We start from the raw sequence: 25154 nt of genomic DNA on the forward strand, positions 1-25154 counted from the left end.
GTTGTTTTTATTTTGCGGGAAACATGATGTGAAACACAGTCCCTTTCTCTGGGTGGCTATCTACCCGGATGGTTCCGTTGTGATTTTCTAAAATATTAAATGTCACCATGAGCCCAAGCCCTGTTCCCTTTTCTTTTGTCGTTAAAAAAGGTTCACCGATCCGCTTCATGACCGATTCAGGAATACCAATTCCTTCATCTCTAATCGTGACAAGTATCCCTTCTTTTTCGGCTTTGGCGGTAATGTCTACCTTCCCTCCGTCTGGCATGGATTCGACGGCATTTTTGATTAAATTGATAAACACCTGCTTCAGCTGGTTTTGATCCCCATTCATCAGGAGATCCTCCTCAATATCACTTGTGTTCATCAAAATTCCATTTAAGTTGGCCTGTGTTTCTAGCAGAGCGGTGACTTCGCTAATGATTTTTTTCAAATCAAGCGTCTGCATGGATGCCGTTTGCTGCGGCTTTGCAAGCATTAGTAGCTCACTTAAGATGATTTCAATCCGGCTCAGCTCAGAGAAGACAATTTCAAAATATTGATCACGGTCTTTTGTTTTTGGTTTAATGAGCTGTAAAAAGCCCTTAATCGCCGTCAGTGGATTCCTTATTTCATGTGCAATGCCTGCTGCCAATTGACCTGCGATTGATAATTTTTCAGAGCGCAGCATGAGTTCTTCTGTTTGTTTTCGTTCAGATATATCTCTTAAAATAATTTGAACGGCTGTTTCACCAAAAAATGTGGTAGGGATACAAACCATTTCTGTATAAATCAACCGGTGTTTAAACGTATGGCAGCTCATCGTCACAATCTCAGAATCTGATGCTCTTTCGATAATACGTGATATGCTCTTTTTGACTTTTTGCTGATCACATGAATGGATTTGATGAAAGATATCTTTTCCGATTAATTTATCGTAATGTTCGGCTTCAAATAATTTAATACCTGATTCATTCATAAATACCCATTTATGATCGTGGATGACGGCGATGGTATCAATGGAATTTTGGATAAGCAGCTGATACCGCTCTCTACTTTTTTGAAGAACGGTTTGAAATTTTTTACGGGAAGAGATGTCCACTAATAGTAAAAGTTCTGCCCGTTGATTTTGATAAATTGCCGGAGATGACTTCACTTCAATATGAATCATGCTCCCGTCTTTCCTTTTCCATATTTGTTCAATCATTCCGACTGGAAGGCCTTGCTGCAGTCTGTTGATTCGGCTTCTCACAATGTCATGGTACTCCTCGGCAATAAAATCAAACGCAGACTTGCCGATCATTTCATCTTTTGTACATACACCCATTAATTGCAGCATCGCATCGTTGGCATACACAATTTTCCCAAGTGCCGTAATACATAACGGATTTGGCAGCATGGCAATCAGATTTTCAGCTTCACTGACATCTTGGAAAGCCGGTAGACTGCCTAACGACTGTTCTGACACTTCTGTTGGTTGAAATACTGCTTTTTGAGGCTCTGTATTCATTACCCTCATTTTCAGGATCATTTCTCTACTCAAATCGTTGTCTAACCCATCACAAGCAACAAAATCAATGCTTGCTTCTACCCATACAGCTGTAAGATCACTTCTAAGCAGTCTAAAGTGGCAAATCTCTAGCATGTGCTGATTATAGAAATAACTTTCGACGAGAAATTGATCTTCGGTATGAACAAAGTCTTTCAAAAAACACCCTAGTAAATCCTTTTGTTCATAGAGCAAAAGCTGCTTACAATTGGAAGAAATGTAGAGAAAGCGGCCATTAGAAGAAAGAACGGCATGTAAATCAATATTCGAGTACAGCTGATTCGAATCTTTCATTTTTTGTTCCATCGTCGTCCGACCCTCCTTTAATTTTTTTAGGGTTGTCCTTAGTTTGATGTATAAAAAGGATTCGCTAGAAAAACCGTATTTTCCTCCCAATCTCGTGTGAAACGTCCATATTTTCAGCAAAAAGGGAGCACTTTCTCTTGCTGTGCTCCCTGCTGTTTATTGCTTTTCATATTTCTTTTGTAATTCAACGTACTTATCAACAATTTTACTTGGAATGGTTTTAATGACAGGATCTTTATCTGATACATACGGTGTGACGACACTAAATGCCACTTTCGGATTGGAAGAAGGATAATATCCTCCAAAGGTTAAATTGTACGTGGCATTCCCCCACCAGCTCCGGTTGGCACCATAGTAGAAGGTTTGGGCTGTACCCGTTTTCCCTGCGACATCATGCTGACCGAACCGGCCAGCGGCAGTCCCGCCTGTTGATGTGACCATTTTTAGTCCCATTTTGACGCGGTCGATATCTGCTTTCGAGTTGTTAATGGTGTTCAGCACCTTTGGCTCATATTTCTTCACAACAGGGCCTACTTCTTCCTTATTCGTTGGAAAGTGAACACTTTTCACCACTCTTGGCTGAATACGGTTACCTCCATTTGCGATGGTCGACATGTATTGTGCGACTTGAAGCGGTGTATACGTGTCATACTGGCCAATCGCTTCATCAAGCAAGAGTCCGCCGACTGTCTTAGGATGCGTCTGCATTCCGCTTGATTCCTGCGGCAAGTCGATCCCTGTTTTTACGCCAAGTCCGAATTGCGCATAGTAGTTTCTCATTTTTTGTAAGTGTTCAGGTCTTGCCGGTAACGGGCCATTCTTTTGGTAGGTGATTCCTGCCATTCTCATCGCCACTTGGAACATGTAAACGTTGGAACTTTTTTGGAGTGCCTGAAGGTCGTTAACCCATCCAAGATCTTTGTAAGACCTCTTCGGTTTTCCACTTCCCGCAAAATACAGCGGTGTATCCGTATAGGATTGGTTGTGTGACATGCCATCTTGATAACCAGAGAGGACAGTAGCTCCTTTGACAACAGAGCCCATTTCATACTGTGTCGTAAATGTTCCGATCGCATAATCTGTGACGTCTCTGCCGTCCATTTTCTTCCCTGACATCGCGAGAACATCACCTGTGTTTGGGTCCATCATCACAACAAAGGCACGGTCCATCATATAGTTTCTTGCACTAGCGGATCTTAGCTCTGATTCAACGATTTTGTCGACTTCCTTTTGCAGCTCCATATCAAATGTGAGTGCAAGGTCAAGTCCTCTTCGTCCTTCTGTCCGCTTGATTTCATCAAGCAGTTTTCCACCGACCTGTGTATATTGAACAGTTGCTTTTTCTGGATTGAGAAAATCCTCATATTGATATTCTAAATAACTTTTTCCTACTCGGTCATTTCTCGAGTAACCTCTTGCCATATAGTAATCTTCACGCTCTTTTATAATGCCTTGCTCTGGGGTGGTGACACCGCCAAGAACATTATAAAGGGTTTTTTCATACGGATATTTCCTTGTCCAGTCATTGATGACATTTACACCAGGCAGTTCATCAAGATGCTCTGATACAAGTGAGATCTCTTCGTATGTCAAACTTACGGATGATGTCTGTTTTGATTCTTTTGTTTCATCAAGCAGCGCAACTTTTTCGTCCCCTTTTTTCTCTTCGTTCGGGTCCATCGCTTTCACGATTTGAGGTTCAAAGGCATATCCGCCTGTAAACCTGCGATAGATCGCTGCAACTGCTTTTTCCTCTGCATCTTTTTCGATCGCCTTGACTTCTTTCTTAGGCACACGCTCTACTTGAAGTGGATAGACATCTTTTGATTTAAGATTCTTTTGCTCTGTTTTTGAAATGAGCTTATCCGCTTCTTCCGGATGGCTTGCCAGCCAAAAATCTCGAATGTCACGCTCTCTCAAAAAATCTGTATCCATTTTTATATAAGTCGCAAGTTTTCTTGCTACTTTAATCTTATCCTCCGCTTTCACACCGCTTTCTGATGTATAAACGATGGCAGGTACACTTTCGTTATCAACAACGACTCTTCCTCTCGCGTCATACATTTTTCCTCTTGGAGACGGGTATGATGCTGTTTTGACCTCAGTTCGGTTGGCTTGCTTTTTATAATCCTCACCATTGACGATTTGCAGCACGCCGAGCTTGATGACAAGTCCAGCAAATAAACTAAATACAGCGAAGAAAAAGAGATTAATTCTCCAGGCGTTCCGGCGCTTCATTTTTTTCTGCTCGGCAGCACCTTGATGCTGTTTCTCTCCCACTTATGTAGCTCCTCTCATCCTTTCAATCTTTTACAATTACCACTCATTATTGTAACACTTTTGTAATAGTTGTTACAGCGAAACAAGTGAAAAAAAGCTGTCAATCCCTATTCTGCAAAAAAATATACTAACACTTTAAAATATTGGTATGTTTATGTCGTTTTCTTTAAATAGAAAGATTCTCCATTCATTGATATGAGGAGATTCTTTCTATGACTTTAACAAAAATGACAAATGGGCGTTGTCAATGGAGGATGCTGGTACGTTTATAACAAAAAGTCCATGTTATGATTTTCTGTGAGAAAACAAAACAAAGATTTTAGGAGGAGTTACAAAATGAAAAAGAAATCATTCATTTTTTCAGCGCTGACAGCTGCTGCATTGATCACGTTCACTGGAGGGCATTCAGCTGATGCGAAAGAGCTTAACCTGAAACAAGTCATAAACGTACAGCATCAAGCCATTGATCTTCATACATTAGCTGCAAAATTACATATCTCTTCAGATGTAAACAAGCTAAGCACTTCAAATCAAAAAGAGATCGAAGCTCTATTAAACAAGCTGATCAAAAGTGGTCAACCTGTTACTGGTACAAAAGTGGTGAAAGAAGTAAACAAAGCAAAAAATGAGCAAAAACAAGAATCAGTGAAAAAACCAGCTACTTCTAAACCAAGCACACCAGCAAAAGAAAACACAACGAATAACAGCTCAAAATCTGATCAAAAAGACACAACTGCAACAAAAGCAGACAGCAGCTTAAATGCATTTGAACAAGAAGTGGTTGAGTTGACAAATAAAGAGCGTGCAAAACAAGGCTTAAAAGCTCTTTCCGTTGATTCTAAATTAAGCAAATCTGCTCGCGCTAAATCACAAGATATGAAAGATAAAAACTATTTCTCTCATACAAGCCCAACTTACGGATCTCCATTTGATCAAATGAAGCAATTTGGTATCACGTACAAAACAGCAGGTGAAAACATTGCTCAAGGTCAAAGATCACCTCAAGAAGTAGTAACAGCTTGGATGAACAGTGAAGGTCACAGAGCGAACATTTTAAACAAAAACTATACACATATCGGTGTAGGTTATGTGAAATCTGGTAACTACTGGACGCAGCAATTCATCGGAAAATAAGATCAAAAAAACCTGTCTCTATTTGGGACAGGTTTTTAGTTTGTCTTCTTTTTTCAGCCATGTGAGGGCTTGTTTACACGCTACAAACTGTTCCACCTAGGCGGGGCAGTTTTTTTATTTCACCCATAATTTATAGATGCTTTGTGTTCCGCTGTTTTCTTCGCCCTGTTCGCTGAGCTTTTCATATAATGACTTCGCTAGTGAAAGGCCTGGCATCTCTTCTCCCATCAGCTCTGCTTCTTCAAGTGCAATGCCCATATCCTTAATAAAATGCTTCACATAAAATCCTGGCTCGAAATCACCTTTCAGCATTCTTGGCGCAAGGTTTGACAAAGACCAGCTGCCGGCTGCTCCTGTTGTGATGCTTTTAAGTACCTGCTCTGGATCAAGTCCTGATTTTTCCGCATAAGCCATTGCCTCTGCCACACCTACCATCCCTGCTGCGATAGCGATTTGGTTACACATTTTTGTATGCTGACCACTTCCTGCAGGTCCTTGATATTGAATATTTTCTCCCATTTGCTGAAATAGCGGCAGGCACGCTTCATAGGCTGCTTTTTCTCCACCAATCATAATGGCAAGCGTGCCATTTTTGGCTCCTACGTCTCCGCCAGAGACCGGCGCATCTAATGCAAATAGTCCTTTTTCCTTCGCTTTCGCTTCAATTTCTTTTGCCAGCTGAGGTTTCGATGTGGTCATATCAATGAGGTATGTACCAGGCGCAGCATGTGCCACGAGTCCATCTTCTCCTAAATAGACTTCTTCTACATCTGATGGATACCCGACCATTGTGATGACGGCATCTGCCTCCTCTGCGATCTCCTTTACGGTCGATTTCCAAAGAGCACCTTTTTGAATCAATGTGTCTGCCTTTGCTTTTGTTCTTGTATAAACGAGAACTTCGTAGCCAGCATCCATTAAATGTCCTGCCATACTACGTCCCATTACACCGATTCCAATAAAACCAACTGTTTTGATTTGTGCCATCAAGAATTCCTCCTTATAGAGACTTTGTCAATCCACCATCAATGATGAGGGTTTGACCTGTCATATATGTATTGGCTTCAGATAAAAGAAAAGCCGCATATGCTGCAAATTCCTCTGGCTGTCCGTAACGGCCCAGCGGAATCATACGTTCAGCTTGAGCTTTGATCTCTTCAACCGATTGTTGCTCCTCTTGTGCACGGTGTTTGTCCAACTGTTTCACGCGCTCTGTTTCAATTTTCCCCGGGGCTAAGGTATTGATCAAAATGCCATCTTTGGCAAGCTCCTGGGCAGCTGTTTTTGTCCAGCCGGTAATGGCCGGTCTAAATGTATTCGACAGCATCAAGCCTGGGATCGGTTCTTTGACCGACATAGATGCAATATTTAACACACGTGCACCTTGTTTTTTTAAATACGGCAAGGCTTCTTTTAATAACCGAATATAGCTGAGTAAATGAAGCTGAAATGATTCCATCCAATCTTCATCTGTTAAGGTTTCAAGTGTTCCTGTTTGAGGACCGCCTGTATTGTTCACGAGTATATCAAGACGTTTTTCATCACCTGCTGCTGCGACGACAAGCGCTTTAATTTGCTCGGCGTCAGATACATCACATACTTGATACGTCAGCTTCCCTTTTACAAGCGGGGATAATTCTTTGACCGCTTCTTGCAGCGTGTGCTCATGTCTTCCCGAGAGCATCACATCTGCTCCCTCTTTTGCAAGATGAAAGGCAATGGCTTTACCGATACCTTGACTGCTTGCAGCGACCAATGCTTTTTTTCCAGATAGATTAACATGCATGTTGGCACCCTCCTCTGTTCATATTTTATCATACAAAAAGAACCTTGCTCACATGGCAAGGTTCTTTTCTGCAAGATTATAGTTTAAACCGATTGACTGCCTGACGCAGTGCCTGACTTGATTCGTTCAACATTTCTGTTGAAGTTTTCGTTCTTTCTAAAGCTTGTACTTGTTCGTCTGTGGAAGCATGTACTTCCTCAGCTGAAGCTGCGGATTCTTGTGAAATGGCCGCAATACTTTGAATGGAATCATTCATTTTCTGCTGTTCTTCAGTCATTTCATTGATTTGTGTATGAATGCTGTCAATGGAGCCGACAAGTGCCTGCATTTCCATTGTGATACTGCTGAGTGCCTCTCCTGTTGAATTGATGGCATCACCTTGTTCTTCATTCATTTTGCTTGCTGCTGTCATCGCTTCAGCTGCCTTTTTCGACTCATCTTGAATGAGTTTTACGGTTTCACTAATATGTTTCGTTGATTCTGCAGATTGTTCAGCCAGCTTTCTGACTTCTTCTGCAACAACAGCAAATCCTCTTCCGCTTTCTCCTGCTCTCGCTGCTTCAATACTTGCATTCAGTGCGAGTAAATTCGTTTGATCTGAGATTTCAGAGATCGCTGTTACGACGTTTTCAATATTTTTCGTTTTATGCTCAAGGTCAAGCAGCATTTGCTCTACCTTCTTCGATTCTTCATTCGCTTGTGTTGATTTTTGGACGAGCAGACCAAGAGCATCAAGCCCTCTATAGCTTGCATCTTCCGATGATTTTGAGTTGGTTTGCATTTGCGTGGCAAGCTCACCCATATGACGAACTTTTTCATACAAATGCTCTGATTTTTCATTAATGGTTTCCGCTTCTGATGCTTGTTTCGTCGCTCCTACAGCGACCTCTTGAATAGCCGTTGCAATCTGTTCACTAGATAGCAAGGTCTCGTTTGAAATTTGTGTCACTTCATCCGTTGATTTCACAACCTGATCTGAAGACTCTTTCACTTTTTCAATTAAATCCCTGATACCTTCAGTCATTTGATTAAAGCTTTTCGTGAGGAAACCTATCTCATCCTGAGACTTCGACTCAAGCGAGCTGGTTAAATCGCCTTCAGACACTTTACGAACATGCTCGATGAGGCGTTTAATTGGTGTTGTAATGCTTCTAGCCAATAAGTAGCTTAGAATCATGGCAAGTATAATGGCAATGACAGAAATAATGATACTTGTCTGATTCATTTGTTCAGTGATCCAAAGAAGTTTCTTTTTCTCGAAGCTCACACCGATCGTCCAGTTTGCCTCTTTAATTTTTGAGATGACGGTCAGCTGTTTGTCATCATCAATACCCGAGTTGTCGATCGCTTTTTTCACAGAAGCGACTTTTGAGATATTTTTTCCTTGCTCTGTTGGATGTGCCAAAATGGTCCCTGTGCCGTCAACTAAGAAAGCCGTTCCCATATAAGGAATCTTTTGTTCTTTTATATAAGACTGAATGGAAGCCAGTTTCAAGTCAAGTCCAGCGACACCGACTACTTTCCCATTTCGTACGATCGCCTTCGTGGCTGAAACGACCATTTCATTTGTTGCTTTATCAATGTACGGATCTGTCCATAGGACTTCGTCAGGCTTTTCAGCTGCTTGAATATACCAGTCTCGTTTAGACGGATCATACCCTTCACCAAAATCGGACTCCGGGAAAGCGAACATTTTACCATCACTTGTTCCTATATAGGCAAGCGAGATGAGTTCATCCTGCTCCTGCAATCCTTTTAATTCATCGTTTTCAAATGCCAATGTCTGCTTTGTTTGTTTTTGTGCAAAATCTTCAGTAAGTGTACTTGTTGCCAATTTGTTAATCGTATCACCGTAATTCTCAAGCTTTAGTGCTATGATGTCTCTCATGCTTTCTGCCGTTGCTGCTGTCGTTGTTTTCGCATCTCGTTCAATCAATGGTCTTAATACTAAATTGGAACCCACTTGAACTGCGACAACGGTTAAAATTAAAATAACTGAGATGAAAACAGCTATTCTCACTTGAAGTTTCTTAAACATCTCATCACCCCTACATCCTACTTTCGCATCTTAATGTGTATATCGGCAAAATTGGTACCGCATTCAATAGTTGTAAGAAAATTTAAATAGAAAAAACAAGCCATAATGACTTGTTTTAAGTAAAATATTCAATTTTTGCAGACGGAAAGTACTGTTCGATATATGATTCTAATGTCTGTCTAAGTTCTTGTTCTTCATCTTTTTGATAGATATATTTTCCAATTCCATATCTACCCCACTTATATCTTCTCTTTTCTTCATCTAGTTCTAGTTTTGTTTTCGGATAGTTTTTTTGGATGACACGCTTCGCCGGTTTTGTAAAACGGTGCTGAATCATTTCAAAGGTGATATCTTGTCTCACTTCTTCAGGGAGAGCTGCATCGAGTTTTTCAAATAAGACTTTATAGCCCTCTTGCCACCCTTCATGAATGTAAATAGGGGCAATAATAAAGCCAAGTGGATAGCCTGCTTTTGCTACCTTTACAGCCGCTTCAATCCGCTGATCGAGTGGTGATGTGCCAGGTTCGAAATATTTAATGACATAATCGGCATTGATACTAAAACGGAATCTTGTTCGTCCATTGTGTTTTGCATCTAACAAATGGTCTACATGATGAAATTTCGTAACAAAGCGTAGTTTGCCAAGATCGGTTTGACCAAAGTATTCAATCGCTCGTTTGAGTGTGTGAGTCAAATGGTCAATTCCTACGATATCAGATGTACACGAGGCTTCAAATCGCGTGATATCAGGCGCACGCTCGTTCATGTACTGTTCAGCCTGATCTAAGATCTCTTCTACATTGACATATGTGCGAATGTACGGCTTACTCCCCATAGTCGTTTGCAGGTAGCAATAATGGCAATGCCCCATGCATCCTGTCGCAAACGGAATGGCATACTCTGCAGATGGTTTAGATGTATCAAATTTTAAGGTTTTTCTCACGCCGATAACGAGCGTCGACTTTGCATTACGGTACTTTTGCAAATCATTTTTCCCCGGAATATTTCTCACTTGGTTGTGTGAGGTTGTTTCTCTAATTTCAATTCCCATACCTTCAAACTTTTCTTTCAGCTCTTGTCCTAATGGGTACTCTAGCGCCCGAGGTTCAATATACACAAGCTGGGGAACGAACGGTTTGATCATAATTAGCACATCCTTACCTTATAGGTTCATACCGTTACTTTAACCTCTCAGGATGGCTTCTATCCTTTCTAAAATCTCCCTTATTCAAACAGATCTTGATAAAGAGCTTCTGCTTCTTCGTATGTTGGAAATACGGCATCATCAGGGGCTAATGGGTGATATGTTTCAAGTAGAAATAGCGCAAGCTCTTGTTCATTGTAAGGGTGTGAAACGATTTCCGCTTCTTTAATTTGTGCGACATTGGCTGCATGTGGATTTCGATAAATCACATATACTTGATCACCTGGCTTATAGTCAGAGAAAGACAAACTGGTCACCTCCATTTTTTATGTTAGGATGCCCTTCTCTGCAAGCGATATGACTGATTATGATAAAATTCGACAAAAAAACCAGACAGTTTGACCTGTCTGGTTTACATCACCTAGTTATGTTGAAACGTTTTTTTCACGAAATCAACCACTTCTTCAGTTGTGCTCAGTGATAAAATATGCTCTTTAAATGATGCAGCTTCTTCCTTAGAAATCTTGCTTAACTGCGTTCTTGCTGGAAGAATCGATGTTGCGCTCATTGAAAATTCATCTAATCCTAATCCAAGTAGGAGCGGGATTGCGATTTCATCTCCTGCCATCTCACCGCACATGCCAACCCATTTACCTTCTTTATGCGCTGCTTCAATCACAAGCGTTATGAGGCGTAAAATAGCTGGATTGTATGGCTGGTAAAGATAAGACACTCGTTCGTTCATTCGATCAGCAGCCATTGTGTATTGAATCAAATCATTTGTTCCAATACTGAAGAAATCTACTTCTTTTGCAAATTGATCTGCGATAACAGCTGTTGATGGAATTTCTACCATCATTCCGATTTCAATGGAATCAGATACTTCTGTACCAGCAGCAACCAATGCTTCTTTTTCTTCAAGTAAAATAGCTTTTGCTTCTCTAAATTCTGATAACGTCGCGATCATAGGGAACATGATTTTCAAGTTTCCGTATGTACTTGCACGAAGTAACGCGCGTAACTGTGTTCTGAAAATCTCCTGCTCTTCAAGGCAAAGGCGGATCGCTCTATAGCCAAGGAACGGGTTCATTTCTTTTGGAAGCTGCAAGTAAGGAAGTTCTTTATCGCCACCAATATCTAGTGTGCGGACAACCACAGCTTTGCCTTCCATCTTCTCTAAAACGGTTTTATACGCATCGAACTGCTCTTCTTCTGTTGGGAGCTGATCTCTGCCCATGTATAAAAATTCTGTACGGTACAATCCAACTGCTTCGCCGCCATTTTCAAGTACACCTTTCACATCTTCAGGTGTTCCAATATTCGCAGCTAACTCTACGTGAACGCCGTCTTTTGTGACCGTTGGCTGGTCAACAAGTTTCGCCCATTCCGCTTTTTGAGCTAAGTAGTCTTCATGCTTTTTTTGATACGCTTTCACTTCATCTTCAGAAGGCTGAATGATGACGTCTCCACTAATACCATCAACAATGATCAGATCATTGTTTTTCACCGTTTTTGTTGCTTCTTTTGTTCCAACAACTGCTGGGATTTCCATTGATCTAGCCATAATCGCTGAGTGAGAAGTACGACCACCGATATCTGTCGCAAAACCTTTGACGAATTGTCTGTTCAGCTGAGCTGTATCAGAAGGTGTTAAATCTTCAGCAATGATAATGACTTCTTCAGAAATCATACTTGGGTTTGGAATGTCAACGCCTAGCAAATGACCAGTGACACGTTTTGTAACGTCGCGAATATCCGCTGCACGTTCTTTCATGTATTCATTGTCCATTGCTTCAAACATTGTAACAAACATTGTTGCTGTTTCTTTTAAAGCAAATTCAGCATTTACTTTATCCGATGTGATTTTATCCTTCACTGGGTTGAGCAGCTCTGGATCACTTAACACAAGAAGGTGTGCAGAAAAAATATCCGCTTTATCTTGGCCAAGTTCTTTTAGCGCATGTTCTTTAATTGCTTCAAGTTCTTGCTTTGAAACATGAATTGCTTCTTCAAAGCGTTTCACTTCTGTCTCTGGATCATTGATGTCTTTTTGGTGAACTGTTAAATCTGGTTCTTCTAGACGATATGCTTTTGCAATCGCAACGCCTGCTGAAGCACCGATTCCTTTCAGTTGTTGCATTACTCGCCTAGGCCTTCACTTTTCATTGTGTCTTTTAGCGCAGCAAGTGCATCATTTTCATCAGAACCAGAAGCAGAGATTGTGATTGTAGCACCTTTCGCAATTCCTAGAGACATTACACCCATAATAGATTTCAGGTTCACTGTTTTACCATTATATTCTAAGTTGATATCAGCATCATATTTACTAGCAGTTTGTACAAGAACTGTTGCAGGACGTGCGTGAATTCCAGAATCTGCAGTTACTTTGAATGTTTGTTGAGCCATTTTTATCAATCTCCTTTTTATACATTTCATACATCCACAATATTATATCATACTGCCGAGCTTGTCATCTAACAAGAACGGCAGTTATGAAAATTATTTTGAAATTTTCATGATGTTTTCTTGGCCAGCTTTGATTTCACCGGATTCTTGAAGGTCAATAAATTGTCCTTCACTTAAGTTTGTAAATACAATTGGTGTCATTAAAGATGGTACTTCTGACTTAATTTTATCAATATCAACCTCTAAAAGTTTTTGACCGATTTCTACTTGATCTCCCTCTTGTACAAATGCTTCAAATCCTTCTCCTTTGAGGCTGACTGTATCAATCCCGAAGTGAATCAAGATTTCAAGTCCACCATCAGACTGGAGGCCGATGGCGTGTTTTGTTGGGAACACATTTAAGATTTTTCCTCTTACTGGTGAAACCACTGTTCCCTCTTTTGGCAAGATAGCAAACCCGTCACCCATCATTTTCCCTGAGAATACTTGATCTGGCACATCTGTAATTGGATGCAGCTCCCCTGTAATTGGTGAAGCAAACATTTCTTCCCCTTGTTCGTTTTGAAGCGGTTTTGCAATAACTTCTTCAACCTGCTGACTGACTTCTTCTTTTGCAGAAGGGTCTTTCGCTGGTCGAGGTGTGCGCCCTGCAATAATGTCCTGCATTTGTGTTTTTAAATTATCAGAGCGTGGTCCAAAGATGGCCTGGATGTTATTCCCGACTTCAAGGACACCTGAAGCGCCAAGCTTTTTCAAGCGGTCTTTATCCACTTTTTTCTGATCATTTACAGTGACACGTAAACGCGTAATACAAGCATCTAGGTGTTTAATGTTTTCTTGGTCACCCATTGCTTCAAGAATTTCATAAGGTAAGTCATCGCCTTTTCCAGATTGAGCGCTGCTTGCACCGTCAGCTGCTTCATCTTCTCGTCCTGGCGTTTTCAGATTAAACTTGCGAATCGCAAATCTGAATCCGAAGTAGTAAATGACAGCCAGTACGAGACCGACTGGAATAACAAGCCACCAAGCGGTTCTATTCGGCAGGATACCAAATAGGAAGAAGTCGATTAACCCTCCTGAGAAGGTCATCCCGATTTTCACGTTTAGAATATCCATTATCATAAAGGATAATCCAGCAAATACACAGTGAATCGCAAATAATATCGGTGCAACAAACAAGAATGAGAATTCAAGCGGTTCAGTGATCCCTGTTAGGAAAGAAGTAAGGGCCGCTGACCCCATAATTCCTGCTACAAGTTTTTTATTCTTAGGTTTTGCTTCATGGTAAATCGCAAGTGCTGCTGCTGGAAGTCCAAACATCATGAACGGATATTTCCCTGTCATGAATGTCCCGGCTGTCAGCTGAACACCATCTTTGATTTGCGCCATGAAAATACGCTGGTCACCACGGATAATATCTCCTGATAAGCTCTTATAGCTAAAAAATTCATACCAGAATGGTGCGTAGAATATGTGGTGTAGACCAAACGGAATTAATGAGCGTTCAATGACACCAAATACAAAGGCAGCTAGCGGCTCATTCGCTGCAAGCAATCCTGTTGAAAATGAGTTCAATGCACCTTGGATTGGCGGCCAAATGACGAGCATCAAAAGCCCTAAAATAAGTGCTGAAATCGACGTAACGATTGGAACAAAACGCTTACCAGCAAAGAAGCCAAGATATTGCGGGAGCTCAATTTTGTAAAATTTATTAAACATATAAGCCGCTAATACCCCGACAATAATCCCGCCAAACACGCCGGTAGACAAGGTCGGTATGCCGAGCATATTCACATATGCTGGATGACTTTCCTTAAAGAACTTAGCCAATTTGATTGAATCGGATGGAATGGAACCGTTGGCCATTAATACGGCACTCATCGTTACGTTCATGACAAGGTAACCGATGATCGCGGCAATCCCTGCCACACCGTCTCCATTGGCAAGACCGATGGCAACCCCTACAGCAAATAGGAGCGGAAGATTCGAGAAGACAATATTCCCCGCATTCTCCATAACACTAGCAACAAGCTGAATTGTATCATTGCTTAAAAATTGAGCGACATCAATCAGCTGCGGATTTTGCATCGCATTTCCGAGTGCTAGTAAAATACCAGCAGCAGGAAGGATCGCAACTGGAAGCATAAGTGCTCGTCCAATTTTTTGCAACACACCAAAAAGTGATTTAAACACTGGTTGAACCTCCTTTTGTTTTCGCTTACAACATACATTCCAATCACATATTGACGTACATTTCATAATTAACCGTTTACATTTCACTTTCAGAACACAAAAAAGGCATGGTGATATAAGGTTGCGCAAATAACAGGATCTTATCCTGTATTTACCTTAAGTCACTCATGCCTGATCGAATCAGTTACACGTTTCAAGGAAACTATGAAATTTTATTCGTCAATCTGTACAGGTGTAGTGTCAAGTAGACAGCTTCGGCATCTTGTACAGGCTTTTTCAATGCATGTTGCAAAATTTTGATCATTTTCCAAGCAGTATTGTAGCATAAAGGATATTCATTTTTCAATAGATGAAGCAACTTTTCTGGCTCCTCTAATGATTCTTCCCTTTTAATACGCTCAATCGAAAACGTAATATGGCGCAGTAAGCGTAAATAATGAATACTTTCTCTATCTACTTTCATATGAAATGCATCTTCTATGACTTGGACCATTTGTGTCATGAGCTGCGAATGACGGTTGACCTCGGATAAAGGCCGGTTCGTTAAAGCAGAGTGAATGTGGAGCGCAATAAACCCAATTTCTCCTTCGGGCAGCTTTGTTTCAACATCTGGCCGCGCATTTATCAGTTCCACGACTTCCTTTGCGACCTCGTATTCTTTCGGGTATAAGGATTTCGTTTCAAGCATAAAAGGATTGGTGATATCATAGCCTTGCTTAACTCGCTTAAAGCTAAAGGCAATATGATCTGTCAGTGCAATATGAATATGCTCATTTAAACGATGCCCCATTTTTTCTCGTATATGATAAATGACGTCATTGGCAAGCTCAATCATGTCCTCATTTATGTGGTGCAGCAATTGTTTGTATTCTGTTTGCTCTTTTGTGTTCTTTAACACAAACATTTTCTCAAATGCCGCTTGATCGAGAACGTCACCCGATTTTTTCCCAAAGCCGATCCCTTTATCAATCAGGACCACTTCGCCTAAAGAAGGGTGTTTTGCGATGATGACATTATTATTTAACGCTTTATCAACGGTGAAGGATTCCATGAACATCCCCACCTCCTTCTTATTCAATCCTTCTTATCGTACAAAACAGATGAAACGTGCGTCAACGATTGTTTTTCAAAATAGTCGTTGTGCGCTCAACGAGTCGATATGACAGCACTCTTTTTTCTGGTGCCTCACCTTGTAATGCTTGCTTGAACAAGTCAAATGCTTCCTGCCCCATTTGTTTAAGAGGAATGTCTATACTAGAAATCCCCAATGCTTCACTCAATTGATCGTTTTGAAAGCCAAGTATGGCTGGTGATTCTCCAACGTTTATTTGGTGACGCTGTGCTTCTAGTAAAAAACCTGCTGAGACATCATCGTTTGTAATCAGTAAGGCTGTCGGACGATTTTTCATCTCTTTCCATTCTGTAAATAATTGCTTGCCATCAAAAATGGTCAGTTTTCCTTCAATGATCCATTCCTCATCAATCTCCTGCCCAAGCGACCGCATCATTTCTTGATAAGTCTGAATGCGAACTTGGCTATTCTCCCCTTCTGTTCTAGCAAGAACGATTGCGATTCGCTCATGACCGCATGCCGCTAAGTGTTCAAGCCCTTCCTTAAAAGCCTGATCATGCGCAATCGATACCGATGAACATGGATCATGCGGAGTAGGATGACAAAAGATAATAGGACCAGATTCCTGCCACTTTAAAATGTCTCGATCACTTAACGCATTTGAGCAAAAGATTAAACCATCCACACGTTGCTCTTTTAAGCTCATTAATGCTTCTTTTTCCTTTACTGGGTCATATCCTGTTTGAAACAAGGCAAAATGCATTCCGCACTCCTGTGCTTTCTCTGCAATCCCTGTGACAATTCCGCTGAAATAGGAGTGATCAATTGTCGGAAGTACAATTCCAAGCATATTGGAATATCCCTTTGCTAAATGTACTGCCTGAATATTCCGTGTATATTTGAGCTCTTTCATCGCACTAAGTACGCGCTCTCGCTTTTCTTCTTTGACATAAGGATGATCATTCATCACTCGTGATACGGTGGTAACAGATACACCCGCTCTTTTCGCAATATCCCTTATGTTAGGCATTTTTTCTCCTACTTTCTCTTGATATGGTAAGCGTTTCATACTTTAAGATGTATGTGAGCTGAACAAATCACTGGGTGGAAAGGGGAATTCAAGATGGGTATTATCATATGGATCATATTATGTTTGACTATTTTGTTTTCTGCTCGATTCGCACTACATCCTTTAGGAAAAGAACATAAAATCAAGCCGTTTCAATCAATTGATGATTTTTTTGTTGATAAGGATCGCAAAGAGTGACAAAAAAATCACGATGACGCTCCCAATACTTGGACGTTCATCGTGATTTTTTTCATTACTTGATGATCGTCAACTCTTTTGGATAATTGGTTAAGGTGACTGGGCCATCTTTTGTAATGAGAACATCGTCTTCAATTCTAACCCCGCCGACTCCTGGTACATAAATACCCGGCTCGATTGTATAGACCATCCCTTCTTTTAGAAGGTCATCATTTGCTTGACTCATAGAAGGGAACTCATGAACAGAAACCCCGAGTCCATGCCCTAGACGGTGAGGGAAGTATTCGCCATATCCTGCTTCTGCGATCAGCCCTCTTGCTTTTAAGTCAAGGTCACCAATTCTCACACCCGGCTGGCTCATATCAAGTGCTGCCAATTCGGCTTTCAAGACGGTGTTGTAAATATCCTTTTGTTGTTCAGACGCTTCTTGATAGATGAAGGTTCTTGTAATATCTGAACAGTAGCCATCCACAATCACGCCAAGGTCAAATAAAACAAAATCACCTTTTTTCAAGGCTGCCTGTCCCGGATTCCCATGAGGTTCTCCTGATTTTTCTCCAAATAGTACCATGGTTGAAAAGGACATGCCCTGAATGCCTTTTTTCTTCAGTTCATATTCGATGACAGCAAGAACTTCGGTTTCCGTCACCCCTTCTTTTAAAGCATGAACCCCAATTTTGACGCCTTCGTCTGCCAATTGAGCAGCTTTTTTCAATGTTTCAATTTCAGCTTCGTCTTTAATTAGTCTTAGCTGATTGAGCACATCTTCTGCCCGGACGAATGTTTCTGCCCCAGTGATAGCTTGAAGCTGCTCTGCTCTTTGCAAAGGAATGGATTCTTTTTCAATCGCTAGGCGAGTCGCTTTTACTCCTCGTTTTTCTAGTGCCTTTTGTATGAAATCAAAGGGGTTTTCATGGTCTTCATATCCAATGAGGTCTCCAGCCCATCCCGCATTTTTTGCTTGCTCAACTTCCATCTTAGGCAAAATGAAAAATGGATCTGCTTCCTGAAAAACAAACAGCCCCATCACTCTTTCATGCGGCTCTGTGAAGTATCCAGATAGATAGAATACATTCTCCTTTGTATGTATAAATGCACCTTGAATGTCTTTTTTCTTAAGCCAAGAAGACAAGTTTTTCATTCGATTCATCGTGATCCTCCTCACACGTTTGACTACTGATCTATTGTATCAGTTTTCACTGTATTTCGCACAAAAGCACACTGACCTAAAGCCAGTGCGCTTTTGTGATTTGCTTAAGAAGCACGAAGCAAACGAAGTCCGTTTAAAATAACCAAAATCGTACTGCCTTCATGTCCAATGACACCAAAAGGTAAATCAAGAACTTGTAAGAAATTCGCACAGATTAACAAACAAATAACAGTTAATGAAAAGATGATGTTTTGTTTAATGATTCGGTTCATCTTTCTTGAAAGACGGATCATCTTTGTCAAGTTGTTTAAGTTATTTTTCATTAAAATGAGATCTGCTGTTTCTAAAGCAACATCTGTGCCTCCGCCCATTGCGACGCCAACATCTGCTGTGGCGAGTGCAGGTGCATCATTGATTCCATCTCCGACCATAATGATCGAATCACCTTGTTTTTTCAGTTGATTGACTTCATGTACCTTTTCATCTGGAAGACATTCAGCGACAACGGTTTGGATGCCTGCTTCCTCTGCAATCGCTTCAGCTGTTTTTTGCTGATCCCCTGTGAGCATGACGGTTTGGATGCCTAAATCATTCAGCTCCTGAATCATTTTTTTGGCTTCAGGTCTGATTTGATCCTTCAAACCGAGACAGCCGACAACTTCTTGATTTTTTTGAACATAGACAACTGTATATCCTTTGGATGAAAGAACATCACCATTCTCTTCAATGTCACGATCCATTGAAGCTTTTCCGGCAAAATCTTTCTTCCCAATCCGCCATGTGTCCTCATTTAATTGTGCTTCCACACCAAAACCTGATGTTTCTTCAATGGTTACGTGGGCTGACCGCCCTGTATGATGCTCTTTTGCCATATCAGAAATGGCTTTAGCTAATGGATGGTTTGACTGACTTTCAATTTGATAGAGCGTTTGATAAAAGGTCGATTCATCCTGCCCTTTTGCCAAGACCACTTTTTCAACAGCTGGTTTTCCACTTGTAATCGTACCCGTTTTATCAAATGCAATCATCGTACTTGTGCCCAGTTTTTCTAAAAAAACACTTCCTTTTACAAGCATACCGTTTCTTGCACCGTTTGAGATGAGTGAAAGAGCTGCTGGCATAATTGAGGCAACAAGTGCACAAGGCGAGGCAACCACCATAAACACCATCGCACGGTAAAACGTTTCACTCATGCTCCAGCCAAGTACAAAATGAGGCAGGAACATTAAAATCGCCACAGTGATGAGTACACCTTTTACATATGCACCTTCAAATTTTTCAATAAATGCTTGGCTTGGCGATACACTTTCTTGTGCAGATTCCACAAGCTTAATGATTTTATGAAAAAGTGTTTCTTCATTATGTTTTGTTACTTCTACTGTTAATGAACCATTTAAATTCACTGTTCCTGCAAACACATCTTCCCCTTGCCCTTTTTCCTGAGGCACCGATTCACCCGTTAAGGCAGATTCGTCTACACTTGTTCTTCCGCTCATGATCACACCATCTGCTGCAATTCGTTCGCCCGCTTTGATTAAAATACGGTCGCCTGGCGTAAGTGAAGAAGCAGCGATTTGGATGGTGGTGCCATCTTCTTCAATTAAAGTGGCTTCATCTGGAGCGATACTCATTAAGGCCGTTAAGTCTTTTTTACTTTTATTTGACGTATACGTTTCTAGCGCACCGCTGAGCGAAAAAATAAAAATTAAAATGGCGCCCTCTGCCCAGTAGCCAATGATCGCTGAGCCTATCGCAGCAAATATCATTAAAAGTTCTACATTTAATGTCTTGGATGAAATGGTTTCTTCAATACCTTCCTTTGCCTTTGCAAAACCACCAATAACAAAAGCAAGAATGAAAAGAGGAATACTCCACATCGTTTCATCCTTTAGAAACCATCCAATCAAGATGAGAATCCCCGAAATGCCTGCTGCGATTAATTCTCCGTGCTGTGCCCATTTATGAAAGAGCGAGTTAGATCCCTTTTGATCTGTCGTTTGATAAAGTGCTGTATTCTCATTCATGATTACTTTCTCCTCTCTAATTGATAATGATTTTCACATTATCAATCGTTGCCCGTTCCGTTTATCATCTATATTTTCTGCTATTTCAAGCTTTTTATAGGTCTGTAACTCATTATAACAGGTTCTGATCAATTTTCAATTAATAATTATTATAATTTCTTTTTGATAATAATTATCATTATTAGCACCCGACATTTCTTCCTCTTTCTGAGCACATTTTATTCATCTGAAAGGTAATTGAACACAAAAAAGAACCAACGGATCGACCATTGGTTCTTTACAGAAAGCTTGTGTTCTAAGAATTTGTCCACTCTTTGATTTGTTTTTTCGTCAGCGGACCTACATGGTTTTTGACCACTTCACCCTTTTCATTGATGAAAAAAGTCGTCGGGATCGTCATGATTTGGTATTTCTTCATCATTTCGCCGTGCTCATCGAGAACGATCGGAAATGTAAACTTTCTGTCTTTCACAAATTGGGCAACAGCATGCTTGCTTTGCTCAGCACCAAGTAAATTAACAGTCAGTATGTCTACATCACTTTGATTTTCTTTCACAATCTGTTCAAAGGCTGGAAGCTCCATTTTGCAGGATGGGCACCACGTTGTCCAAAAATGCAGAATGGTCCGCTTCCCTTTCACCGGGATCACCTGCGTTTCACCTGTTAATGTAGGAGCTTCTATCCTCGGCGCCATGACAGGCTCTTTTGCTTCAGCCTCTATGTTCATCAGAAATAAAAGAAGGGTCATCATGAGAAGACTGGCGGGTAGATATTTACGATTCATCAGCATCTTCCTTCCTGATTTTCCTATAGCTTGCCCGCTAGCTGCACATGACATTCAAGCTTTTTTCAATGTAAGAAACATGGAGACGCCGAGTTCCTTGCAAATCGTCGCATAATGCAAAGCCGTTAATAGCAGCATCCCCGTGTTCATTCCTAAGATAACACCCATCATATTTAAGGATTCGATGGATCCTAGGAAATACACCATAGAGAACGACACCACGTGCACCCATATATTATGTAGGAACACATCTTTAATAAGACCCATACCAATTAAGCAAGCTTGAAACGGCATCACGAACAGGTGGCATAAGAAGTAAGGCCATAGCAGCTGCAAGTAAACGGCTGCTTGAGGTGAGTCAAAAAAGAGCTGCGTGAGCGGATAAGCGAAATAATACATGATCATCACGGCTGGCACCCCATATCCAAACGTAATGAGAATCGCTTGTCTGACACGTTTTTTCACGAGATCATACTGCCCCAAGGCATAGGCTTCTGATACATTCGGAATCATCACAATCATAATGGAATGAGCGATAAACGCCGGAAAAAAACCGATCGACATCGCTACGCCAGCAAGCATTCCGTAATGATCTACAGCAAGCGTACCAGAAATGCCCGCTGCAACGAGGGCTCCTTTGATTAAAAACGGTTCAATCGCATTGGCAATGGCATGAAAGATACGCATACCTGTTGTCGGAATGGAGACTGCTAACAAACGTTTTCTGACGTCAATCCCTCTTAACTCAACCGATCTGACATTCACAGCATTTTTCGCCATGACGTATTGGGAATATAAATAGATAAAGACGACGAGATCACTTGCAACAATCACACCAATCGCGATAAGCACCGCTGTTTCAATATCAAACGAATACCAATGAAAAAACAAAAACAAACAGATAAGCTGGATTGTTTTTTTCAGCATATTGGCTAGAGCAATTCTGCCCATTTGCTGCTTGCCCATAAAATAGCCGCGTGCAATGGAAGTAAATGCGATGATCGGAATAAGTGACAGAACCAAGCCCTTCATCAGCGGATGATACGATTGAAATACAGGAATGAAAGGCAGTACAATGGCTGCTATTGCCGTTGTTGTGCATGTCACCACAAGCGTCATTTTAAATGCATGGCGAAGCATACTTTTATGAAGCCGCTCATGCGATTCTGCAATGAATTTAGAAATGGAGACTGGCAGCTCTAAGCTGGCGATCACAAGCACAAGCATGATGATGGGAAGGATGCTCATATATAAACCCATTCCATGTTCTCCAAGCTCTCTCGCTAAAATCATATTGACTAAAAACTCGATACACTCAGCAATGAAAGCTGCGACAGATAGCAGAATGACCCCTTTTACAAATCGATTCATGTAGCCTCCCCTTGTCTAAAAGCAAATTCTTTTCACATTCTATGAGACAAGTCCTGAAAATATTTTAATAATTGAAGACAAAAAAACAGCGACTGATTGATCGCTGCTTTTCTTTACACTGCAAACACATGACGGCCAATGCGTTCTACAATTTTACGAGAACGAATCCAGTTATCTGTCGCCGTTTTTGGATTATAAAAATAAATCGCCTTTGTTGTTCTGTCATCTTCTTTGACAACCTGCTTCACAGCTTTTACGGAATCCTGGTCTGCCTTATCATTGATACTTCCATTCGATACGGGCTGGAAGGCATTTCGCTGATAAATCACACCTCTGACACTGTCAGGAAAAGAGCGGTGTTCTACGCGGTTTAAGACGACGCTTGCTACCGCTTTTTTCCCGGCGTAAGATTCACCTTTTGCTTCGGCATGTACCAACCGAGAAAGCAAGTCCATTTCTTCATTAGAATAGTGTGATTGATTTCTTGAGCTTGCTGGCTTTGCCGTTTCCTTTTTCTTCGGCTTCGGCTTCGGTTTTGATGCCTTCTCCTCTGTTGACGTGCTTAGCATTTTCACTTTCGGCTGATGTTTCTCCTCTGAAAACGCTGGGATCACAGTATGCTTTTCATCTTGATCTATATATGAAAACTGATGCTTTACAGGTGCTTGTTCAAGTTCCTGACTTAATGTGCCTTCTTGCTCTTGTATATTGTCCATCTTGATCGCTGAGATGAGCATAAGGATGGCAAAAAGAGCTGTATGAATTTTGATCATTCGCCTCATTCCTCCTTTAATCAATGTAGGCTGTAAGATACTTGTCCACTCTAACAAGAGCTTCTTCTATTTTCACGCACAAAGATTTTCATGCCTGTCCAAATTCCGTCATTAAATGGCATGTCCTAGTTGAAATACGCATGAACTGGTAATGTAAGCGTTTAATATAGTCTCTTTTTAGCCTATAATCATCCTTATGCTCCTGATTATGGGTTATTACATTTTCTTTTCATATGTATCAAGCTGGTTTGAAGTGTGACAAAAGAACCAAAATAAAAAGCTTTTTCTCATGAATGAGAAAAAGCTTTAGCTTCTTGCTTCTTTAAGATATTCAAAAATAACATCTCCACCATGCTTGGCGATTCCGCGAAAATGTTTAAAATCATCTTGATTGACCAATACAGAACGAAATGTTAAAAAATCATCCTTTTGAATGGTCACTTGTTTTTCAGTACCATTCCGTAATGATTCTAGTATTGTGTTGATGTGTTCTTCAGTCAAAAAAATCGCTCCTTTTCAGCCTTGATCAAATATTAAATATACCATTCGTTTTCAAAGCGTACAACGAAAACGAAAGAAAAACGTCTTTATCCTTTACATTGGTATGAAAATATTGCAAAATACTTTTTAATAGGGAATGAAATCTGTTTTTAAAGGAGAGGGATCGGTTGAAGATTGCAAAAATTGGGAATGTGATCGAATTTAGAAATGGTTTAACAGGTGTAGTTGAAAAAGTGAATGAAAACTCTGTTATTGTGGATGTCACCATTATGGACAACTATAGAGATTTAGAACTGGATTCACTAACAGTCGTTAATCATAAAAACTATAAAATCATCAAAGACTCCGTACATTAATTTGCAATCCTCAATTCAGCCTACCGTTACATAAGGATATACGAAGCAGAGCTGATCACAATACCTTACTTTTTATGTTTTATGTAAAAAAAGTGATCTGATGCAATATTAGCTCTAGATAGGAGAAACTAATATGCAACATTCAAATGATATCATTGTACGTTTTGGAAAAATAGAAGATGCTGAAACTACTTTAGAAATTCAAAAATCAGTGATTGCTGAGTCAGATTATTTACTGACAACGCCGGAAGAATACAAAAAAACCTTGTTAGAACACAAGGAATGGATACAGAAAAGAATAGAAAACGAAAATGAGACGTACATAGTTGCCCAAACTGGCGATCAAGTCATTGGATGGATAGCCTTTGAACAATCATCAAATAGAAAAAGAACTTCTCACGTTGGTTCTTTCGGCTTGATGGTTGATAAGAGCTATAGAGGTTTAGGCATAGGGGAAATGTTACTAACAGCATTATTAAATTGGGCAGAAAAGAACCCTTCAATTGAAAAGGTTAGTTTAGCCGTTTTCTCCACAAACCAAAAAGCTATTTCTTTGTATAAAAAGATGGGCTTTTTAGAAGAAGGGCGTAAAATCAATGAATTTAAAATAAATGATCATGAATACTGGGATGATGTATTAATGTATAAGCTCGTTTAATACGATGAAAAAGAATTGCAGAAATAAAGACATAATAAATTGAATCATCAATTTATTATGTCTTTTTCTTATTTTCTCTTACATCATTTGATGAAGGCGTCAGTCTTTTTGCGCGTGAAAGGTTTGCATTTCCGCTTTTGTTTTGTACATATCAACTTCTTCAGGTGTTATCACGCCTTTATCAATTAAAAGGGCGATCACTCCAAGTAATGTGGAGGCACTCCATTTATATCGTTCTTTGTTTTGATGTTCAAGCATCTGAAGCTCTTCCCTTAATTCCATCAGCAGCTTCTCTGTTTTGTCTTCTTTGTTTGCCAACACAAACGCCCCCATTTTCATTCGCTCGTTTCAATTTTATCTTAAAGTAAATATATGAAGAATAA

The 25154-nt window shown here is 40.5% G+C and carries 22 protein-coding genes; 3 read left to right on the forward strand and 19 right to left on the reverse strand.

Annotated elements, in window-relative coordinates; genetic code table 11:
- Positions 1 to 7: 7 nt before the first annotated feature.
- The gene (locus N521_RS16605) at positions 8 to 1834 is read right to left on the reverse strand and encodes a PAS domain-containing sensor histidine kinase (RefSeq protein WP_035392228.1); all 1827 of its coding nucleotides are present in this window, start codon (positions 1832 to 1834) and stop codon (positions 8 to 10) included.
- A 156-nt stretch (positions 1835 to 1990) separates the two neighbouring features.
- Positions 1991 to 4114: a peptidoglycan D,D-transpeptidase FtsI family protein gene (locus tag N521_RS16610; RefSeq protein WP_019743912.1), complete on the reverse strand. Its 2124-nt coding sequence runs from the start codon at positions 4112 to 4114 to the stop codon at positions 1991 to 1993.
- A gap of 336 nt (positions 4115 to 4450) precedes the next feature.
- On the opposite strand from N521_RS16610, the gene N521_RS16615 reads away from it, so the two are divergent.
- Entirely contained in the window at positions 4451 to 5248 is a 798-nt protein-coding gene (locus N521_RS16615; protein ID WP_017359431.1) for a CAP domain-containing protein, read from the forward strand.
- A gap of 114 nt (positions 5249 to 5362) precedes the next feature.
- On the opposite strand, the gene N521_RS16620 is transcribed toward N521_RS16615, so the two are convergent.
- The 16 genes from N521_RS16620 to N521_RS16695 form a co-directional block, all read right to left on the reverse strand.
- The gene (locus N521_RS16620; RefSeq protein ID WP_035392231.1) at positions 5363 to 6235 is read right to left on the reverse strand and encodes an NAD(P)-dependent oxidoreductase; all 873 of its coding nucleotides are present in this window, start codon (positions 6233 to 6235) and stop codon (positions 5363 to 5365) included.
- A 13-nt stretch (positions 6236 to 6248) separates the two neighbouring features.
- On the reverse strand, positions 6249 to 7034 hold the full coding sequence (locus N521_RS16625; protein WP_017367137.1) for an SDR family oxidoreductase: 786 nt from the start codon (positions 7032 to 7034) through the stop codon (positions 6249 to 6251).
- Between the two features lie 76 nt (positions 7035 to 7110).
- Entirely contained in the window at positions 7111 to 9072 is a 1962-nt protein-coding gene (locus N521_RS16630; RefSeq protein ID WP_035392234.1) for a methyl-accepting chemotaxis protein, read from the reverse strand.
- 115 nt (positions 9073 to 9187) lie between these two features.
- On the reverse strand, positions 9188 to 10216 hold the full coding sequence (gene splB, locus N521_RS16635; protein ID WP_007498710.1) for a spore photoproduct lyase: 1029 nt from the start codon (positions 10214 to 10216) through the stop codon (positions 9188 to 9190).
- An 80-nt stretch (positions 10217 to 10296) separates the two neighbouring features.
- On the reverse strand, positions 10297 to 10524 hold the full coding sequence (locus N521_RS16640; protein WP_008348056.1) for a transcriptional regulator SplA domain-containing protein: 228 nt from the start codon (positions 10522 to 10524) through the stop codon (positions 10297 to 10299).
- A 113-nt stretch (positions 10525 to 10637) separates the two neighbouring features.
- Positions 10638 to 12356 carry a phosphoenolpyruvate--protein phosphotransferase gene (gene ptsP, locus N521_RS16645; protein WP_035392237.1) on the reverse strand — a complete coding sequence of 573 codons (1719 nt, stop codon included), beginning with the start codon at positions 12354 to 12356 and terminating at the stop codon, positions 10638 to 10640.
- Positions 12356 to 12622, reverse strand: coding sequence for a phosphocarrier protein HPr (locus N521_RS16650; protein ID WP_003211078.1), 267 nt, complete (start codon positions 12620 to 12622; stop codon positions 12356 to 12358). The genes ptsP and N521_RS16650 overlap by 1 nt, the downstream gene beginning before the upstream one ends.
- 93 nt (positions 12623 to 12715) lie before the next feature.
- Positions 12716 to 14815, reverse strand: a complete 2100-nt coding sequence (gene ptsG / locus N521_RS16655; protein WP_017359434.1) for a glucose-specific PTS transporter subunit IIBC — start codon at positions 14813 to 14815, stop codon at positions 12716 to 12718.
- Between the two features lie 202 nt (positions 14816 to 15017).
- Entirely contained in the window at positions 15018 to 15872 is an 855-nt protein-coding gene (gene glcT, locus N521_RS16660; RefSeq protein WP_017359435.1) for a glucose PTS transporter transcription antiterminator GlcT, read from the reverse strand.
- Between the two features lie 55 nt (positions 15873 to 15927).
- Positions 15928 to 16917, reverse strand: coding sequence for a LacI family DNA-binding transcriptional regulator (locus N521_RS16665; RefSeq protein ID WP_035392239.1), 990 nt, complete (start codon positions 16915 to 16917; stop codon positions 15928 to 15930).
- Between the two features lie 292 nt (positions 16918 to 17209).
- Positions 17210 to 18304, reverse strand: a complete 1095-nt coding sequence (locus N521_RS16670) for a M24 family metallopeptidase (RefSeq protein WP_008348072.1) — start codon at positions 18302 to 18304, stop codon at positions 17210 to 17212.
- A gap of 104 nt (positions 18305 to 18408) precedes the next feature.
- Positions 18409 to 20328 carry a heavy metal translocating P-type ATPase gene (locus N521_RS16675; protein WP_035392241.1) on the reverse strand — a complete coding sequence of 640 codons (1920 nt, stop codon included), beginning with the start codon at positions 20326 to 20328 and terminating at the stop codon, positions 18409 to 18411.
- Positions 20329 to 20623: 295 nt separating this feature from the next.
- The gene (gene stoA, locus N521_RS16680; protein WP_017367131.1) at positions 20624 to 21112 is read right to left on the reverse strand and encodes an endospore biogenesis thiol-disulfide oxidoreductase StoA; all 489 of its coding nucleotides are present in this window, start codon (positions 21110 to 21112) and stop codon (positions 20624 to 20626) included.
- Between the two features lie 54 nt (positions 21113 to 21166).
- Complete coding sequence (locus N521_RS16685) at positions 21167 to 22483, reverse strand: polysaccharide biosynthesis protein (RefSeq protein ID WP_017359440.1); 1317 nt, start codon at positions 22481 to 22483, stop codon at positions 21167 to 21169.
- A 113-nt stretch (positions 22484 to 22596) separates the two neighbouring features.
- Positions 22597 to 23256 (reverse strand): cell wall hydrolase, encoded by a 660-nt coding sequence (locus N521_RS16690; RefSeq protein WP_035392242.1) that lies wholly within the window; start codon positions 23254 to 23256, stop codon positions 22597 to 22599.
- Positions 23257 to 23562: 306 nt separating this feature from the next.
- Positions 23563 to 23757: a hypothetical protein gene (locus N521_RS16695; RefSeq protein ID WP_008348081.1), complete on the reverse strand. Its 195-nt coding sequence runs from the start codon at positions 23755 to 23757 to the stop codon at positions 23563 to 23565.
- Between the two features lie 167 nt (positions 23758 to 23924).
- Here N521_RS16695 and N521_RS16700 point away from each other — a divergent pair, with 167 nt between their 5' ends.
- Both N521_RS16700 and N521_RS16705 read left to right on the forward strand, forming a co-directional pair.
- Positions 23925 to 24113, forward strand: coding sequence for a YkvS family protein (locus N521_RS16700; RefSeq protein ID WP_003211747.1), 189 nt, complete (start codon positions 23925 to 23927; stop codon positions 24111 to 24113).
- Positions 24114 to 24246: 133 nt separating this feature from the next.
- Entirely contained in the window at positions 24247 to 24771 is a 525-nt protein-coding gene (locus N521_RS16705) for a GNAT family N-acetyltransferase (RefSeq protein WP_035392243.1), read from the forward strand.
- Between the two features lie 99 nt (positions 24772 to 24870).
- On the opposite strand, the gene N521_RS16710 is transcribed toward N521_RS16705, so the two are convergent.
- Complete coding sequence (locus N521_RS16710) at positions 24871 to 25089, reverse strand: hypothetical protein (protein ID WP_017367128.1); 219 nt, start codon at positions 25087 to 25089, stop codon at positions 24871 to 24873.
- Between the last annotated feature and the right edge of the window lie 65 nt (positions 25090 to 25154).

It is taken from the genome of Bacillus sp. UNC125MFCrub1.1, assembly GCF_000701305.1.
In the GTDB taxonomy this organism is placed as follows: Bacteria; Bacillota; Bacilli; order Bacillales; family Bacillaceae; genus Bacillus; species Bacillus altitudinis.

What these genes read in the sequence shown, in the direction of transcription:
- N521_RS16605 (WP_035392228.1), bottom strand. Translation starts at nt 1,834, where the DNA reads ATGGAACAAAAAATGAAAGATTCGAATCAGCTGTACTCGAATATTGAT.
- N521_RS16615 (WP_017359431.1), top strand. Translation starts at nt 4,451, where the DNA reads ATGAAAAAGAAATCATTCATTTTTTCAGCGCTGACAGCTGCTGCATTG.
- N521_RS16705 (WP_035392243.1), top strand. Translation starts at nt 24,247, where the DNA reads ATGCAACATTCAAATGATATCATTGTACGTTTTGGAAAAATAGAAGAT.
- N521_RS16620 (WP_035392231.1), bottom strand. Translation starts at nt 6,235, where the DNA reads ATGGCACAAATCAAAACAGTTGGTTTTATTGGAATCGGTGTAATGGGA.
- stoA (WP_017367131.1), bottom strand. Translation starts at nt 21,112, where the DNA reads ATGAATCGTAAATATCTACCCGCCAGTCTTCTCATGATGACCCTTCTT.
- N521_RS16685 (WP_017359440.1), bottom strand. Translation starts at nt 22,483, where the DNA reads ATGAATCGATTTGTAAAAGGGGTCATTCTGCTATCTGTCGCAGCTTTC.
- N521_RS16675 (WP_035392241.1), bottom strand. Translation starts at nt 20,328, where the DNA reads ATGAATGAGAATACAGCACTTTATCAAACGACAGATCAAAAGGGATCT.
- N521_RS16670 (WP_008348072.1), bottom strand. Translation starts at nt 18,304, where the DNA reads ATGAATCGAATGAAAAACTTGTCTTCTTGGCTTAAGAAAAAAGACATT.
- N521_RS16690 (WP_035392242.1), bottom strand. Translation starts at nt 23,256, where the DNA reads ATGATCAAAATTCATACAGCTCTTTTTGCCATCCTTATGCTCATCTCA.
- glcT (WP_017359435.1), bottom strand. Translation starts at nt 15,872, where the DNA reads ATGTTCATGGAATCCTTCACCGTTGATAAAGCGTTAAATAATAATGTC.
- N521_RS16630 (WP_035392234.1), bottom strand. Translation starts at nt 9,072, where the DNA reads ATGTTTAAGAAACTTCAAGTGAGAATAGCTGTTTTCATCTCAGTTATT.
- ptsP (WP_035392237.1), bottom strand. Translation starts at nt 12,356, where the DNA reads ATGCAACAACTGAAAGGAATCGGTGCTTCAGCAGGCGTTGCGATTGCA.
- N521_RS16625 (WP_017367137.1), bottom strand. Translation starts at nt 7,034, where the DNA reads ATGCATGTTAATCTATCTGGAAAAAAAGCATTGGTCGCTGCAAGCAGT.
- N521_RS16665 (WP_035392239.1), bottom strand. Translation starts at nt 16,917, where the DNA reads ATGCCTAACATAAGGGATATTGCGAAAAGAGCGGGTGTATCTGTTACC.
- N521_RS16650 (WP_003211078.1), bottom strand. Translation starts at nt 12,622, where the DNA reads ATGGCTCAACAAACATTCAAAGTAACTGCAGATTCTGGAATTCACGCA.
- splB (WP_007498710.1), bottom strand. Translation starts at nt 10,216, where the DNA reads ATGATCAAACCGTTCGTTCCCCAGCTTGTGTATATTGAACCTCGGGCG.